The following is a 12,790-nucleotide window of genomic DNA, read 5'->3' as shown; positions in this document are numbered from 1 at the left end:
GAAGATAATGCAGCAGAAACAAATGGGCCTTGCCGAGTGGGGAATGCTGCTGGTGTTGTCCCTGTTATGGGGCGGCTCCTTCCTCTTCAACGGTATTCTGGTGAAGACCCTGCCGCCGTTCACGATCGTCGCGGGCCGGGTCCTGATTGCCGCACTTGCGCTGAACCTTATCGTCCGAGCCACCGGCCATGCGATGCCGCGCGACGCTGGGTCCTGGGCTGCGTTCTTCGGCATGGGCATCATGAACAACATGATCCCCTTCTGCCTCATCGTCTGGGGCCAGACGCACATCGCAAGCGGCCTTGCCTCGATCCTGAATGCCACGACGCCGCTCTTCGGTGTCGTCGTCGCGCATTTCCTGACAGCGGACGAAAAGATGACCGGCAACCGCCTGCTCGGCGTCCTCGTTGGCTTTGCTGGTGTTGCCTACATGATTGGCTTCGACGTGTTGCGTGATCTCGGCTCGAACGTGCTGGCGCAGCTTGCCGTGCTCGGTGCTGCGCTCTCCTACTCCTTCGCCGGGATTTTCGGCCGACGCTTCCGCCAGATGGGCATGGCGCCGCTCATTCCCGCCGCCGGACAGGTTACCGCTTCGACCATCCTGATGCTGCCGATCGCGCTCGTCGTGGATCAACCTTGGACTTTGGCCGCCCCGTCACTCGAGACCTGGATGGCCTTGCTGGGCCTGGCCTTGCTGTCGACGGCGATCGCCTATGTGTTGTTCTTCCGCATCCTGGCAACGGCAGGGGCGACAAACCTCATGCTCGTGACCTTCCTGATCCCGGTCAGCGCCATCCTGCTCGGCGCAGCTATTCTCGGCGAGCAACTGCAAGCCAAGCATCTGATCGGCATGGCGATGATCGCGATCGGCCTTGCGGCGATCGACGGGCGGTTGTTTTCCCTGGGACGAAAGCGGCCGGCCTAGCAGGCGAGGTCGGCTACGACGGAATCGAGGATCAGCATACCCGACGGCGTGCAGCGAAGCCGGGAATTGCCGATCCGCTCGACGAAGCCGTGTTCCAGCAGGAATTCTTCACGCTTTGGGTCGAGATCGCGGCCTGAAAGCTGTTGCCAGCGGGCGAGATCGACACCTTCCTTCAGGCGTAGTCCCATCAACAGCAGTTCGTCCGCCTGCTCCTCGTAGCCGAGTTGTTCCTGATCGAGGATGCCGTGGCCGTCGCGCTCGACGAGATCGAGCCAACTTTCCGGCTTCCGCTCGGTCGCCGTCGCGATCTTCATCGCGCCGCGCGTCAGCCGCCCGTGGGCGCCGGGGCCGATACCGGCATAGTCGCCGTAACGCCAATAGGTGAGGTTGTGGCGGCTCTCCGCGCCGGGGCGCGCGTGGTTGGACACCTCGTAGGCCGGCATTCCTTCGCGAGCCGTGATCTCCTGCGTCGCTTCGTAGAGCAATGCCGATTGATCGCCGTCCGGAACGACAAGCTTGCCCGCCTTGTGAAGGCCGTAGAAGGGCGTGCCTTCCTCGATCGTCAGCTGGTAGAGCGAGAGGTGATCGACCGCGTAGGAGATCGCCTCCTTCAGCTCGCGCTCCCATTCCTCGACAGTCTGGTTCGGGCGAGCATAGATCAGGTCGAAGGACATGCGCGGAAAGATGTCGCGTGCCAGCTTGATCGCCTTCAGCGCGTCGGCAACGTCGTGCAGCCGTCCGAGAAACTTCAGGTCGCGGTCATTCAAGGCTTGGACGCCAAGCGAGACGCGGTTGACCCCGGCGGCGCGATAGCCCCGGAAACGCTCCGCCTCGACACTGGAGGGGTTCGCCTCCATGGTGATCTCGATACCGTCTGGCATATGCCAATGCTTGGCAATACCATTGAGAATGGCCGAAACCGTCGAAGGGTTCATCAGAGAGGGCGTGCCGCCGCCGAGGAAGACGCTCGTCACCGTCTTCGGCCCGCTCAATTGGCGCACCGTTGCCATTTCCTTCAGGAAGGCCGCAGTGAAGCGCTCCTGATCGACCGGCTGGTGGCGGACATGGCTGTTGAAATCGCAATAGGGGCACTTGGCAGCGCAGAACGGCCAATGCACGTAGACGCCGAAGCCGGGTTCGCCGGTATCGGGCAGAAGAGCGGCATAGCGCATCAGGTCAGGCTGTTCCAAAGTGTCCACGTTGCCCTTAGGCTTCCAGGCAGGTTTCGACGAAAATCTTGAAGGCGCGGGCGCGGTGCGACAGGGCCTCTGCGTCGCCCGGCTTCCAGCCGTGTTTTTCTTCCCCGCTCATCTCTCCAAAGGTAGTGTCATAGCCCTCGGGTTGAAAGACCGGATCGTAGCCGAAGCCTTGGCTGCCGCGCGGCGGCCAGACGACAGCGCCCTCGACTTCACCGCGGAAGAGCTCCGTATGGCCGTCCGGCCAGGCAAGGCAGAGCACGCTTACGAAGCGGGCGGTACGCTGTTCCGGCTTTGAAGCGCCGGCCTTGTCCAGCGCCGCCTCGACTTTCTCCATCGCCATCGCGAAGTCGCGGGTCCCGTCGGGCTTCTCGGCCCAGTTGGCGGTATAGACGCCAGGATCGCCGCCGAGCGCATCGATGGCGAGGCCGGAATCATCCGACAGCGCCGGAAGTCCAGCGGCTTCCGCAGAAGCGAGCGCCTTGATCTTTGCGTTTTCCTCGAAGGTGGTGCCGGTTTCGTCAGGCTCCACGAAGTTCAATTCAGCCGCCGACTTCGCGGTGAAGCCGAAGGGGCCGATCAGGTCCTGGATTTCCCGGATCTTGCCGGCATTGTGGCTGGCAACGACAATGGTCTTGGTTTCGAGCTTGCGCATGATTGTCCTATTCGAGGCCCCAGATACGGGCTTCAGCGCATTCAAGGCTGTTGCCCGCTGGATCGCGGAAATAGATCGATCGGCCGCCCTGCGGCCAGGTGACTTCGGATTCGATGGCGACACCCTCGGACATCAACCGGGTGGCAATCGCATCGAGATTTTCGCCCGAGACGCGGAAACAGGCGTGTCCCGCACCGCTTGTGCCATGAGGCGGCACCTGCAGCGCGGTCGGTGAGGGCGGCTTGATCGTTTCTTTCGGATTGAAAATCAGCAGCACGCCGGGGCCGCAGCGAAAGAAGACATGCCGGTTGCCGCTCCGCGAGATCTTCGAAAGACCGAGAACGCCTTCATAGAAGGCTTCGACCTTGTCGAGATCCTCAGCATAGAGCGCCGTCTCCAGCATGCCTTCCAGCACGTCGTTCATCCGGCGATCGCCTGCTTTTGCATCGCCACGAGTTCGGCAATGCCCCCCTTGGCGAGCGTCATCAGCGAAGCGAACTCCTCGTCGGTAAAGGGCGTGCCTTCGGCGGTGCCCTGAATTTCGACGATACCGCCAGTGCCGGTCATCACGAAGTTCGCGTCGGTCTCGGCCGAGGAGTCTTCGAGATAGTCGAGGTCAAGGACCGACTGGTTTGCGAAGATGCCACAGGAAATGGCCGCGACATGGTCCTTGAGCACGCGCTCGACCTTGAGCATGTTGCGGCTCTCCATCCATTTCAGGCAGTCGTAGAGCGCAATCCAGGCGCCCGTGATCGAGGCGGTGCGCGTTCCGCCGTCCGCCTGGATGACGTCGCAATCGAGGGTGATCTGGCGCTCGCCGAGCTCCTTGAGGTCGACGACGGCGCGCAGCGAGCGGCCGATCAGGCGCTGGATCTCCTGGGTGCGACCGCCCTGCTTGCCGGCCGCAGCTTCGCGCTTCATGCGATCGCCGGTGGCGCGCGGCAGCATGCCGTATTCGGCGGTAACCCAGCCCTTGCCGGTGTTGCGCAGCCATGCCGGCGGCTTTTCCTCGACGCTCGCCGTGCACAACACATGCGTATCGCCGAACTTCACCAGACAGGAGCCTTCCGCGTGCTTGGAGAAATTGCGCTCGAAAGAGACCTTGCGCATCTGGTCGGTTTTTCTGCCTGAGGGCCGCATACTATTCTCCTAATTATCGTGCCGAAGGCGTGAGCAGGCTTCGGGTAGATCATGCGTGCTATGGTGTTGAGAGCTTCTACGATTGGCAGCGTCCATTTGCAATTTCCCTTTTGCCGCTGCGGAGAGATTGGCTATATTTTGTCGGATCATCGTCAGCACGGGTACGCAAGGTTTCATGGAGTTCAGATCGACGTCGGTTTCAGAGGCAGTGGCTGCGCTGGATGAACGCTCCAAGGAAATCTTTCGCCGCATCGTGGAGGGCTATCTGGAAACGGGCGAACCGCTCGGTTCCCGCAACCTTTCGCGAATCCTGCCGATGTCGCTGTCGCCGGCGTCCGTACGCAATGTGATGAGCGATCTGGAAGAACTCGGCCTCATCTATTCACCGCATGTCAGTTCCGGGCGTCTGCCGACGCAGATCGGCCTGCGCTTCTTCGTCGACGCCTTCATGCAGGTGGGCGATCTCTCGGCCGAGGATCGTGCCAACATCGATCGGCAGGTGCGCGCCGAAAGCCGCGACAATCCGATGGAATTGATGATGAACGAGGCGAGCCGAATGCTCTCGGGCATTTCGCGCGGCGCCGGACTTGTCATCACCTCGAAAAGCGATCCTGTGCTCAAGCATGTCGAGTTCATTCGCCTCGAGCCGACCAAGGCGCTTGCGGTGCTCGTTGGCGATCACGACCAGGTGGAAAACCGCATCATCGAGCTTCCGGCAGGCGTCACATCATCGCAATTGACCGAGGCCGCAAACTTCCTCAACGCGCATATGACCGGCCAGACGCTGCCGGAACTGCGCAATCAGCTGAGCCGACTGAAGGACGATGTCCGCCGCGAACTCGACACGCTGTCGCAGGATCTCGTCGAGCGCGGCATCGCTGTGTGGTCCGGCAGCGCGGACGAAGGCAAACCGGCTCAGCTCATCATTCGCGGCCGCGCCAATTTGCTCGCCGGTCTCGCCGGTGCCGACGATCTCGACCGCCTGCGCATGCTGTTCGACGACCTCGAGAAAAAAGACAGCTTGCTGGAACTCCTCAATCTGGCCGAAAGCGGGCCAGGTGTGCGCATTTTCATCGGCTCGGAGAACAAGCTCTTCTCGCTCTCCGGCTCGTCGTTGATCGTTGCGCCTTATCGTGACGATGACGACCGCATTGTCGGTGCCGTGGGAGTGATCGGGCCGACGCGTCTCAACTACTCGCGCATCGTCCCGATGGTCGATTATACCGCTCAGCTTATGACCCGACTGTCACGCGGCGCGAAGTAGCGCGGCTACTCAGGCAACGTGTCGCCCGAGCCGCCCATCTCCGCGGGCATGTCTTTATATTTGGGCAGGCCGTCACGAATGCGCAGCACGCTCTCCTGATAGTTCACGTGCAGCGCCGGGGTGTAGTCGAGATCCGGCAGAAGTGCCGCGTAGACGTCGGTGACGCCCCAGGTCGGGTGCTCGGTGTAGAGATGCCCACCGCACAGCTCGCAGAACTTCCGCACGCTGGTATCGGACTTCTGATAGCCCTCGACATGCTCTCCGCCTTTAGTGACCCGGACAGCCTGCGGCTGCCAGAGCGTGAAGGCATTGACCGGCCCTGCGGACCAATGCCGGCAGGAAGCACAGTGGCAGTATCCCATCGCCACCGGTTCGCCGGTAGCAACAATCTCCACGGCGCCGCAGAAGCAGCGCCCGGAATAGCTTTTCTGATCGCTCATGGTAGCAGCTCCCTGACCCAGGATTAGGCCGAAGCAAGAAAGGTTTAGGTAGCTCTAAAATAAAAGAACTTTAGCGCGAGCAAGTCAAGCTGGCCCTCTCGCTCAACCCGGCATGAGTTGCCCCGCATCGCGCGCTTTTCAGTCACGCAGACTTGATTTTTGCCCGTCAAAGCTCGATATCGGGCACATCCTAAAAGACACCAATCACCGGAGAACGTCATGACTGACGAAACGACGAAGAACGGACCTGACGCAGCCGCGGCCGAAGCCGCAGCGGACGCCGCCGCAAACGTCGAGAACGAAGCCACCGCACAGCCCGATCCGCTGGAACTTCTGAAGGGCGAGAACGCAGAGCTGCGCGACCGCTATCTGCGGCTTGCTGCCGAGATGGATAACCTGCGCCGCCGCACCGAGCGGGAAATCAAGGACGCCAAGACCTATTCGGCTGCTGGCTTCGCCCGCGACATGTTGGCCGTTTCGGACAACCTGCGTCGCGCCATCGATGCGATTCCGGAGGAAGCAAGGGCTGCCGCTGATACCGGCCTGACAACGCTGATCGAGGGTGTCGAGATGACGGAACGCTCGATGTTGGCGGCGCTCGAGCGCCACGGTGTCCGAAAGCTGGAGCCGGTTGGCCAGAAGTTCGATCCGAATTTCCACCAGGCCATGTTCGAAGTACCGAACCCTGAGGTGCCGAACAACACCGTTGTTCAGGTCGTTCAGGCTGGCTACACGATTGGCGAGCGTGTTCTGCGCCCGGCCATGGTCGGCGTCGCCAAGGGCGGACCGAAGCTGGTCGAACCCGAAACCAATTCGGTTTTCGACCAGAAGGACGCCTGATCCCTCAGGCGCCCGTCAAACAATCCGAAATCAGATGCGGGCGAAACGCTCGATCAGCAGATCGAAAAATCCGTCCGCATCGACATCGCGCATGACCTGCGCATTGTGCTTGCGGTGGGTCACGTGCCACCAGTCGACGACGGTCATTCCGGCAGTCAGTTCCGACTTCACCTCGATCTCGACATTGCAGGTCCGCCCCTTGAAAAGCTCCGGCTTCAGCAGATAGGCGATAACCGTCGGGTCGTGCAGCGGGCCGCCGTCCGAGCCGTATTTCTCGACATCGAAGCGTTCGAAGAATTCCAGCATCTCGACCATGGCGATGGCCGGGCGTGTGCCGAGATCAGCCATGCGCTTGACGCGGTCCTTGCGTGTCAGAAGCTTGTGCGTGACGTCGAGCGGCATCATCACGATCGGAACGCCGGAGCGGAAGACGATGTCGGCTGCCTCGGGATCCACGTAGATGTTGAATTCGGCGGCCGGCGTAATGTTGCCACCCTCGAAGAAGCCGCCGCCCATCATGACCAGTTCATGGACGCGCGGGATGATGTCGGGCGCCTGCTGGAAGGCCAGGCCAATATTGGTCAGCGGCCCCAGCGTGCAGAGCGTCACTGCGCCTTCCGGCTCGCTGCGCAGCGTCTCGACGATGAAATCCACCGAATGCTGCGTCTGCAGCGGCATCGTGGGCTCGTCGAGAACCGGACCGTCGAGGCCGGTCTTGCCATGCACGTGCTCCGCGGTCACCAGCTTGCGCGCAATCGGCTTGTCGGCGCCGGCAAAGACCTTCGTATCGGTGCGACCACAGAGCTCGCAGACGATGCGCGCATTGCGGCTGGTGTAGGACAGTGGCACGTTGCCGGCGACCGTGGTGATGCCGAGTACATCGAGCTCTTCCGGGCTGCCAAAGGCCAGCATGATGGCGGCTGCGTCGTCCTGACCGGGGTCAGTGTCGATGATGATCTTTCTAGGGTTTGCCATTCCGATCGTTCCCATCCTCGTGGTGCGCGTCTTCGTGGCATGCACCGTTTGTTTACATTCCCGTCGCAAATCGGCACAGCCGGCGCGGGCAGGATTTGATGCGAGTCGGCGCCTGCTTTGTCAAGGTCGGACCCTTGCTGGCTTCCCGGGAGCGAGCATGGACGTCCGCCTTGCGCCCGGGCTCGGCAATTCCCATATTGTCGACAGTCGGATGCTGCATTTCAGGTCCGGCAAGGTCGCTTGAATCAAGGACTTGAAAGATGAGCCGCATGACGCCTTTCGCGAGCCCGCTGCTTTTGGGCTTTGACGCCATGGAGAAGACGCTGGAGCGCCTTTCCAAGGCGAGTGATGGCTATCCCCCCTACAATATCGAGCGCGTTGCTCCTGACCGCGCTTCCGGCGATCCGGAAAGGCTGCGCATAACCCTTGCCGTCGCGGGATTCGCTGAGGACGACCTCGATGTCTCCGTCGAGGAAAATCAGCTGTCGATCCGCGGCCGTCAGGCAGAGCAGGGAGAGCGCGATTATCTCTATCGCGGCATCGCCGCGCGTCAGTTCCAGCGGACCTTTGTTCTGGCCGACGGCATGCAGGTTTTGGGCGCTTGCCTCAAGAATGGGTTGCTGTCGGTGGATCTCATCCGCCCCGAACCGAGCCGCATGGTGAAGAAAATTAACATTTCGGTCTCACAGTAGGACAACGGCGCATGTTGAGCCGTTGGTCCCTTCTCTTGGAGGTACAGGAATGTTGATGAAAGAAGCCAATTCGCACCTGACCAAAACCGAACTTGCCGGCATCGGCAACGGCGAGGTCGCCTATATCCGCAAGATGCGCAACGAAGAAGTTGCCAAGTGCTTCCCGGAAGCGCCAGACATCGATCCGAGCGTTGACCTCTGGGCGCTATTCGGCGCCGATGGCACGCCGATCCTTTTGACGGATAATCGCTCCAGCACCTTCTTCAAGGCCGCTGAGGATGAGCTGAAAACGGTGAGCCTGCACTAGGCAGGCTCAGACGCGCTTGAATGTGAGATAGGCGGAAGATCTGCCTTCACGCCGTGCCTTGGCCTCGTAGCGTGTGCTCGGCCAGCCCTCGTAGGGCGTCAGCCAGTCTGCCGCATTCTGTGCTAGCCATTCGAAGCCGCCATGGTCGCGGCATTTGAGCAGCGTCCAGTTGACGTAGGTATCGATATCGGACGCAAAGCAGAACAGCCCGCCCGGCTTCAGCACGCGGTGGAATCGGTCGAGGTTCGTCTTCGACACGAAGCGGCGCTTCCAGTGCTTCCGCTTTGGCCACGGATCCGGGTAAAGCAGGTCGATCTGGTCGATCGAGGCGTCCGGCAACCAATCCAGCAATTGCGTCGCATCATCGTTGTAGACACGAACGTTCCTGGCGCCTGCCTTGTCGACGCTCGTCAGCAGCTTCTGCATGGAATTGATGAAAGGCTCGACCCCGATAAAGCCGGTCGAGGGTATTTCCACGGCGCGATGGATCAGATGCTCGCCGCCGCCGAAACCGATTTCCAGGCGCAGCCTTTCGGTCGGCACCGGAAAGAGGGTCTTCAGCGGCTCGGGCGGAGCCGCTGAAAGATCGATGAGGAACGCCGGAAGCAGGGTGTTCAGTCGCTCTGCCTGATGTTCGCGCAGAGCCTTTCCCTTGCGGCGACCGAAGAAGGCTTCGGTCGCGCGTCCGCGACGCTCCATGTCGGTCATGCTGCTTCCTTGACCTTGACGGCGTCCTTGAGCGCCTTGACGAGGTCGGTGCGTTCCCAGGAGAACGAGCCGTCGCGTCCAGCCTTGCGACCGAAATGGCCGTAGGCCGAAGTCTTGGCATAGATCGGCTTGTTGAGGTCGAGGTGACGGCGGATGCCTGTTGGCGACAGGTCCATGTTCTTGCGGATCGCGGCTTCGATCTGGTCTTCCGTCACGCCCTTGCCGGTGCCGTGCAGGTCGACATAGATCGACAGCGGCTGTGCGACGCCGATAGCGTAGGACAGCTGGATCGTGCAGCGGTCGGAAAGACCGGCGGCAACGACGTTCTTCGCGAGGTAACGGGCAGCGTAAGCGGCCGAGCGGTCGACCTTGGTCGTGTCCTTGCCGGAGAACGCACCGCCACCGTGCGGAGCAGCACCGCCGTAGGTGTCGACGATGATCTTGCGGCCGGTGAGGCCGGCGTCGCCGTCAGGACCGCCGATGACGAACTTGCCGGTCGGATTGATGTACCAGTTGCAATCGTCGGCGATCGGCAGATCGCCGAGGGCTTCGCGGATATAGGGCTCGACCACCGCGCGAACCTTCTTCGAATCCCAGCTTTCGTCGAGATGCTGGGTGGAGAGAACGATCGACGTGACTTCGGCAGGCTTGCCGTTCACGTAGCGCACCGTCACCTGGCTTTTGGCGTCCGGGCCGAGCTTTGCAACTTCGCCGTCGCCCTTCTTGCGGGCAGTCGCGAGCAGCTGCAGGATCTTATGGGAGTAATAGATCGGCGCCGGCATGAGGTCAGGCGTTTCCTTGCAGGCGTAGCCGAACATGATGCCCTGGTCGCCGGCACCTTCGTCACCCTGCTGGTCGGCGGCACTATCGACGCCCTGGGCGATGTCGGCGGACTGCGAGTGCAGGAGCACGTCGATCTTCGCCGTCTTCCAGTGGAACCCGTCCTGCTCATAGCCGATGTCCTTGATGGCGCGGCGGGCAGCGGCCTTGAACTTCGAAGGGTTGATGACGTCGTTGCCGTTCTTGTCCTTCTTCATCAGGCTCGGCGGCAGGCGCACTTCACCGGCGATCACGACGCGGTTGGTGGTTGCCAGGGTCTCGCAGGCAATGCGCACGCCCCAGGGGTTGACGCCGGTCTTGGCGGCTTCGCGGTAGACCAGATCCACGATCTCGTCGGAGATCCGGTCACACACCTTGTCCGGGTGACCTTCGGCAACTGACTCGCTGGTGAAAAGGTAATTCGCGCGCATTCCGGGATTCCCCTCAAAGAACAAAAGCTGCCTAGTAGGTACTCAGTTCGCATCAGAAAAACAAGCGTAGAAGGACATAAATATATCTTTATATCTGCTGCAAAGTGGCAAATTTTGCCCCAAAAATGCCAAAAGCGGCCGTTGCGACCGCTTTTGTCTCTGCTCCGAATTTTAAATGGCGGTTATTCGCTGTCGGCTTCGGCGGCGAGTGCCTTCACCAGCTCGACGACTTTGCGGCGAACCTTGGGATCGGTGATTTTTACAAAGGCGCGGTTGAGTTGAAGCCCCTCGGACGACGAAAGAAAGTCGACCACATAGTTGGAGCTGGAGGCTTCCGCCATGCCGGACAGGCCGGAGGATTGTTCGCCCGGCGCGTCCTCGAAGAAGAAGGAAACCGGAACGTTCAAAATGCTGGAAATATTCTGGAGGCGGCTGGCACCGACACGGTTGGTGCCTTTTTCGTATTTCTGGATCTGCTGAAAGGTGATGCCGAGGCTCTCTCCGAGCTTTTCCTGGCTCATTCCGAGCATCGTTCGCCGAAGGCGAATGCGACTACCAACGTGTACGTCGATGGGGTTCGGCCGCTTCTTGTTCTCAATCATGGTCCTGCCCTAACAAAAATTTTCAACCTTGTTCAAACCGGCATGCCCAAACCCATCCCCAAAACGCCACGTTGCAAAGTCTTGATTAACCACCTTGAAACATACGCTAAGAACGCCGATCCGAACCACTATGCAATTTTAGGGGTTTTCGGTCAATTCTGCTTGAAAACTAAACCAAAACGCGAAACCAGCGCAATTGCAAACAGAAGTATCTCGATCAACCGGAAGTAAGTTTGGCGCGGGTAACCCGGATCGCGCTGGGCGTCGAAACGCTCGATGGTTGCGTCGACAAAGCCAGTTTCATTGAGGCCGAGACCCGCAATGACCTCGCCACGGGCGTTCACGATGGCTGAAATTCCGCTATTGCCATTTCGAATCAGCGGCAAGCCGGTCTCCACGGCACGCAACCTAGCCTGTTGAAAGTGCTGGTAGGGGCCGGGTGTTGCACCGAACCACGCGTCGTTCGTAACATTGAGAATGGCATTGGCGGCGCCTAGGTCGCCGGTCATCTCGTCGGGGAAAATGATCTCGTAGCAGACGAGGGGATAGAACTTGATCCCCGTGGGCAAACTCAGAAGCTGGCGCGTGGCGGCGGGTGAGAAGCCGCCTGGCATCTCGACCACATTCTGGATGCCGAAATCGTCGAGGATATTCTCGAACGGCACGTATTCGCCGAACGGCACGAGATGCACCTTGTCGGCCGCGCCGGCAATCTGCCCACGGCCGTCGATGACGTATATCGAATTGTAGTAGCGAGGCGGATTGCCAGGCCCCATGTCCTCCACCCTGACAGCGCCGGCAATCAGGATCTGATTGTCGTCGAGCGTGTCCGCGATCCGGCTGAGCGCATCCTGATTGTCGGTCAGGATGAAGGGAATGGACGTTTCCGGCCAGACAATGATGTCCGGTTTCCGCCCGCCGTCCTTCGGAGGCTCGACGGAAAGCTTCAGGTGCTTCTCGAAGATAGCTGCGCGGTCGGCGTCGCTGTCCATCTTCGCCGTCTGCTCGATCATCGGCTGAACCAGGCGAATGACCGGGCTCGGGGAGTCGGATGCAGGCGCGGGTTGCGGGCCATAGAGGATATAGGCGCCATAGCCGATATGTGCGGCGAAGAGCAGGGCTGCCAGCGAGAGCCCGAGCTTTGCGCCCTGCCGGGTGCCGAGGAGTGCGGGTGCGGCGAAGATGAAGACCGAGAGCGACGTGATGCCCATGATGCCGATGACGTGCGCCGATTGCATCATGAGCGGCACGGGCGTCATGCCGTAGCCGATAGCGTTCCAGGGGAAGCCGGTGAAAAGCACGCTCCGCAGCCACTCCAGCAACCCGAAGCTCGCCGCAAGCGCCGCAATCCGCCCCATGCCATCGGACCACATGGTTCGCGCCAGCGCCGCAGCAATGCCGTAGAAGATGGCGAGCACGGCAGGCAGGCCGAGGATCGCCAGCGGAAGCGCCCAAGCGAAGGCCTCCGCGTCGATCATCAAGGCGTGGCCAAGCCACCAGAGACCCGCGACGAAATAGCCAAAGCCGAAGAGCCAACCGACGGTAAAAGATGGCCACAGTCGCCCAATGAGCCCGCTTTCCGGAGCGGCAGCCGAGCCGTCGATCAGCCAGACGAGCAGCGTGAACGACACGAACATTGCGGCAAAGAAGCCAAATGGAGGCAGGGCCAGAACGCCGACGGCGCCAGCAAGGACCGCCAACGCAACCCTCTTGAACCCCCAGGCAAGGATAACCCTGTCCGCAAGCCGCTCCATGCGCACTCCCATCAAGCTGCGAATCAACCCGCTCGCAGTCTT

15 protein-coding genes are annotated in these 12,790 nt (G+C 61.0%); 5 read left to right on the top strand and 10 right to left on the bottom strand.

The features are described from left to right. The first annotated feature begins 7 nt into the window (after positions 1-7). Positions 8-925: a DMT family transporter gene (locus AC1DE4_RS01500; protein ID WP_477879579.1), complete on the top strand. Its 918-nt coding sequence runs from the start codon at positions 8-10 to the stop codon at positions 923-925. Here AC1DE4_RS01500 and hemW read toward each other — a convergent pair. Genes hemW through rph form a run of 4 tightly spaced genes read right to left on the bottom strand, consistent with a single transcriptional unit; the run spans position 922 to position 3,916 of the window. Further along, entirely contained in the window at positions 922-2,097 is a 1,176-nt protein-coding gene (gene hemW / locus AC1DE4_RS01495) for a radical SAM family heme chaperone HemW (RefSeq protein ID WP_018855128.1), read from the bottom strand. The two genes, AC1DE4_RS01500 and hemW, sit on opposite strands and share 4 nt — an antisense overlap. A 34-nt stretch (positions 2,098-2,131) precedes the next feature. Further along, positions 2,132-2,776 (bottom strand): RdgB/HAM1 family non-canonical purine NTP pyrophosphatase, encoded by a 645-nt coding sequence (gene rdgB, locus AC1DE4_RS01490; RefSeq protein ID WP_025658695.1) that lies wholly within the window; start codon positions 2,774-2,776, stop codon positions 2,132-2,134. A gap of 7 nt (positions 2,777-2,783) precedes the next feature. After that, positions 2,784-3,200, bottom strand: a complete 417-nt coding sequence (locus tag AC1DE4_RS01485; RefSeq protein ID WP_018855126.1) for a VOC family protein — start codon at positions 3,198-3,200, stop codon at positions 2,784-2,786. Next, the gene (gene rph, locus AC1DE4_RS01480) at positions 3,197-3,916 is read right to left on the bottom strand and encodes a ribonuclease PH (protein ID WP_062371335.1); all 720 of its coding nucleotides are present in this window, start codon (positions 3,914-3,916) and stop codon (positions 3,197-3,199) included. Before rph ends, AC1DE4_RS01485 begins: the two co-directional genes overlap by 4 nt. Positions 3,917-4,091: 175 nt before the next feature. Between rph and hrcA the strand changes: the two genes are divergently transcribed. Continuing rightward, the gene (gene hrcA, locus AC1DE4_RS01475; protein ID WP_018855124.1) at positions 4,092-5,180 is read left to right on the top strand and encodes a heat-inducible transcriptional repressor HrcA; all 1,089 of its coding nucleotides are present in this window, start codon (positions 4,092-4,094) and stop codon (positions 5,178-5,180) included. Between the two features lie 5 nt (positions 5,181-5,185). Here the strand turns inward: hrcA and AC1DE4_RS01470 are convergent, their stop codons facing one another. Continuing rightward, positions 5,186-5,620, bottom strand: coding sequence for a GFA family protein (locus tag AC1DE4_RS01470; protein WP_018855123.1), 435 nt, complete (start codon positions 5,618-5,620; stop codon positions 5,186-5,188). 219 nt (positions 5,621-5,839) lie between these two features. On the opposite strand from AC1DE4_RS01470, the gene grpE reads away from it, so the two are divergent. Next, the gene (grpE, locus tag AC1DE4_RS01465; protein WP_477879577.1) at positions 5,840-6,460 is read left to right on the top strand and encodes a nucleotide exchange factor GrpE; all 621 of its coding nucleotides are present in this window, start codon (positions 5,840-5,842) and stop codon (positions 6,458-6,460) included. Positions 6,461-6,490: 30 nt separating this feature from the next. On the opposite strand, the gene AC1DE4_RS01460 is transcribed toward grpE, so the two are convergent. Beyond that, positions 6,491-7,435, bottom strand: coding sequence for a nucleoside hydrolase (locus AC1DE4_RS01460; protein WP_477879575.1), 945 nt, complete (start codon positions 7,433-7,435; stop codon positions 6,491-6,493). Between the two features lie 260 nt (positions 7,436-7,695). On the opposite strand from AC1DE4_RS01460, the gene AC1DE4_RS01455 reads away from it, so the two are divergent. Both AC1DE4_RS01455 and AC1DE4_RS01450 read left to right on the top strand, forming a co-directional pair. Continuing rightward, the gene (locus AC1DE4_RS01455; RefSeq protein WP_062371331.1) at positions 7,696-8,127 is read left to right on the top strand and encodes an Hsp20 family protein; all 432 of its coding nucleotides are present in this window, start codon (positions 7,696-7,698) and stop codon (positions 8,125-8,127) included. 49 nt (positions 8,128-8,176) lie between these two features. Next, entirely contained in the window at positions 8,177-8,434 is a 258-nt protein-coding gene (locus AC1DE4_RS01450) for a BQ00720 family protein (RefSeq protein ID WP_007799651.1), read from the top strand. Positions 8,435-8,440: 6 nt separating this feature from the next. Here the strand turns inward: AC1DE4_RS01450 and trmB are convergent, their stop codons facing one another. From trmB to lnt, 4 genes are all read right to left on the bottom strand, one after another. Continuing rightward, on the bottom strand, positions 8,441-9,142 hold the full coding sequence (trmB, locus tag AC1DE4_RS01445) for a tRNA (guanine(46)-N(7))-methyltransferase TrmB (RefSeq protein WP_192240311.1): 702 nt from the start codon (positions 9,140-9,142) through the stop codon (positions 8,441-8,443). Then, positions 9,139-10,392 (bottom strand): methionine adenosyltransferase, encoded by a 1,254-nt coding sequence (gene metK / locus AC1DE4_RS01440; protein ID WP_018855117.1) that lies wholly within the window; start codon positions 10,390-10,392, stop codon positions 9,139-9,141. Before metK ends, trmB begins: the two co-directional genes overlap by 4 nt. A gap of 182 nt (positions 10,393-10,574) precedes the next feature. Next, positions 10,575-10,994: a helix-turn-helix domain-containing protein gene (locus AC1DE4_RS01435; protein ID WP_018855116.1), complete on the bottom strand. Its 420-nt coding sequence runs from the start codon at positions 10,992-10,994 to the stop codon at positions 10,575-10,577. Positions 10,995-11,146: 152 nt separating this feature from the next. Beyond that, a complete protein-coding gene (gene lnt / locus AC1DE4_RS01430) occupies positions 11,147-12,748 on the bottom strand; it encodes an apolipoprotein N-acyltransferase (protein ID WP_018855115.1) in 1,602 nt (533 codons plus the stop codon). Positions 12,749-12,790 lie beyond the last annotated feature (42 nt).

The sequence above is a fragment of the Rhizobium sp. 10N414 genome, assembly GCF_056394785.1.
Note: the sequence above shows the minus strand (reverse complement) of the source record. Positions and strands in the feature narration are given on the sequence as shown.

What these genes read in the sequence shown, in the direction of transcription:
- AC1DE4_RS01500 (WP_477879579.1), top strand. Translation starts at nt 8, where the DNA reads ATGCAGCAGAAACAAATGGGCCTTGCCGAGTGGGGAATGCTGCTGGTG.
- hemW (WP_018855128.1), bottom strand. Translation starts at nt 2,097, where the DNA reads ATGCGCTATGCCGCTCTTCTGCCCGATACCGGCGAACCCGGCTTCGGC.
- rdgB (WP_025658695.1), bottom strand. Translation starts at nt 2,776, where the DNA reads ATGCGCAAGCTCGAAACCAAGACCATTGTCGTTGCCAGCCACAATGCC.
- AC1DE4_RS01485 (WP_018855126.1), bottom strand. Translation starts at nt 3,200, where the DNA reads ATGAACGACGTGCTGGAAGGCATGCTGGAGACGGCGCTCTATGCTGAG.
- rph (WP_062371335.1), bottom strand. Translation starts at nt 3,916, where the DNA reads ATGCGGCCCTCAGGCAGAAAAACCGACCAGATGCGCAAGGTCTCTTTC.
- hrcA (WP_018855124.1), top strand. Translation starts at nt 4,092, where the DNA reads ATGGAGTTCAGATCGACGTCGGTTTCAGAGGCAGTGGCTGCGCTGGAT.
- AC1DE4_RS01470 (WP_018855123.1), bottom strand. Translation starts at nt 5,620, where the DNA reads ATGAGCGATCAGAAAAGCTATTCCGGGCGCTGCTTCTGCGGCGCCGTG.
- grpE (WP_477879577.1), top strand. Translation starts at nt 5,840, where the DNA reads ATGACTGACGAAACGACGAAGAACGGACCTGACGCAGCCGCGGCCGAA.
- AC1DE4_RS01460 (WP_477879575.1), bottom strand. Translation starts at nt 7,435, where the DNA reads ATGGCAAACCCTAGAAAGATCATCATCGACACTGACCCCGGTCAGGAC.
- AC1DE4_RS01455 (WP_062371331.1), top strand. Translation starts at nt 7,696, where the DNA reads ATGAGCCGCATGACGCCTTTCGCGAGCCCGCTGCTTTTGGGCTTTGAC.
- AC1DE4_RS01450 (WP_007799651.1), top strand. Translation starts at nt 8,177, where the DNA reads ATGTTGATGAAAGAAGCCAATTCGCACCTGACCAAAACCGAACTTGCC.
- trmB (WP_192240311.1), bottom strand. Translation starts at nt 9,142, where the DNA reads ATGACCGACATGGAGCGTCGCGGACGCGCGACCGAAGCCTTCTTCGGT.
- metK (WP_018855117.1), bottom strand. Translation starts at nt 10,392, where the DNA reads ATGCGCGCGAATTACCTTTTCACCAGCGAGTCAGTTGCCGAAGGTCAC.
- AC1DE4_RS01435 (WP_018855116.1), bottom strand. Translation starts at nt 10,994, where the DNA reads ATGATTGAGAACAAGAAGCGGCCGAACCCCATCGACGTACACGTTGGT.
- lnt (WP_018855115.1), bottom strand. Translation starts at nt 12,748, where the DNA reads ATGGAGCGGCTTGCGGACAGGGTTATCCTTGCCTGGGGGTTCAAGAGG.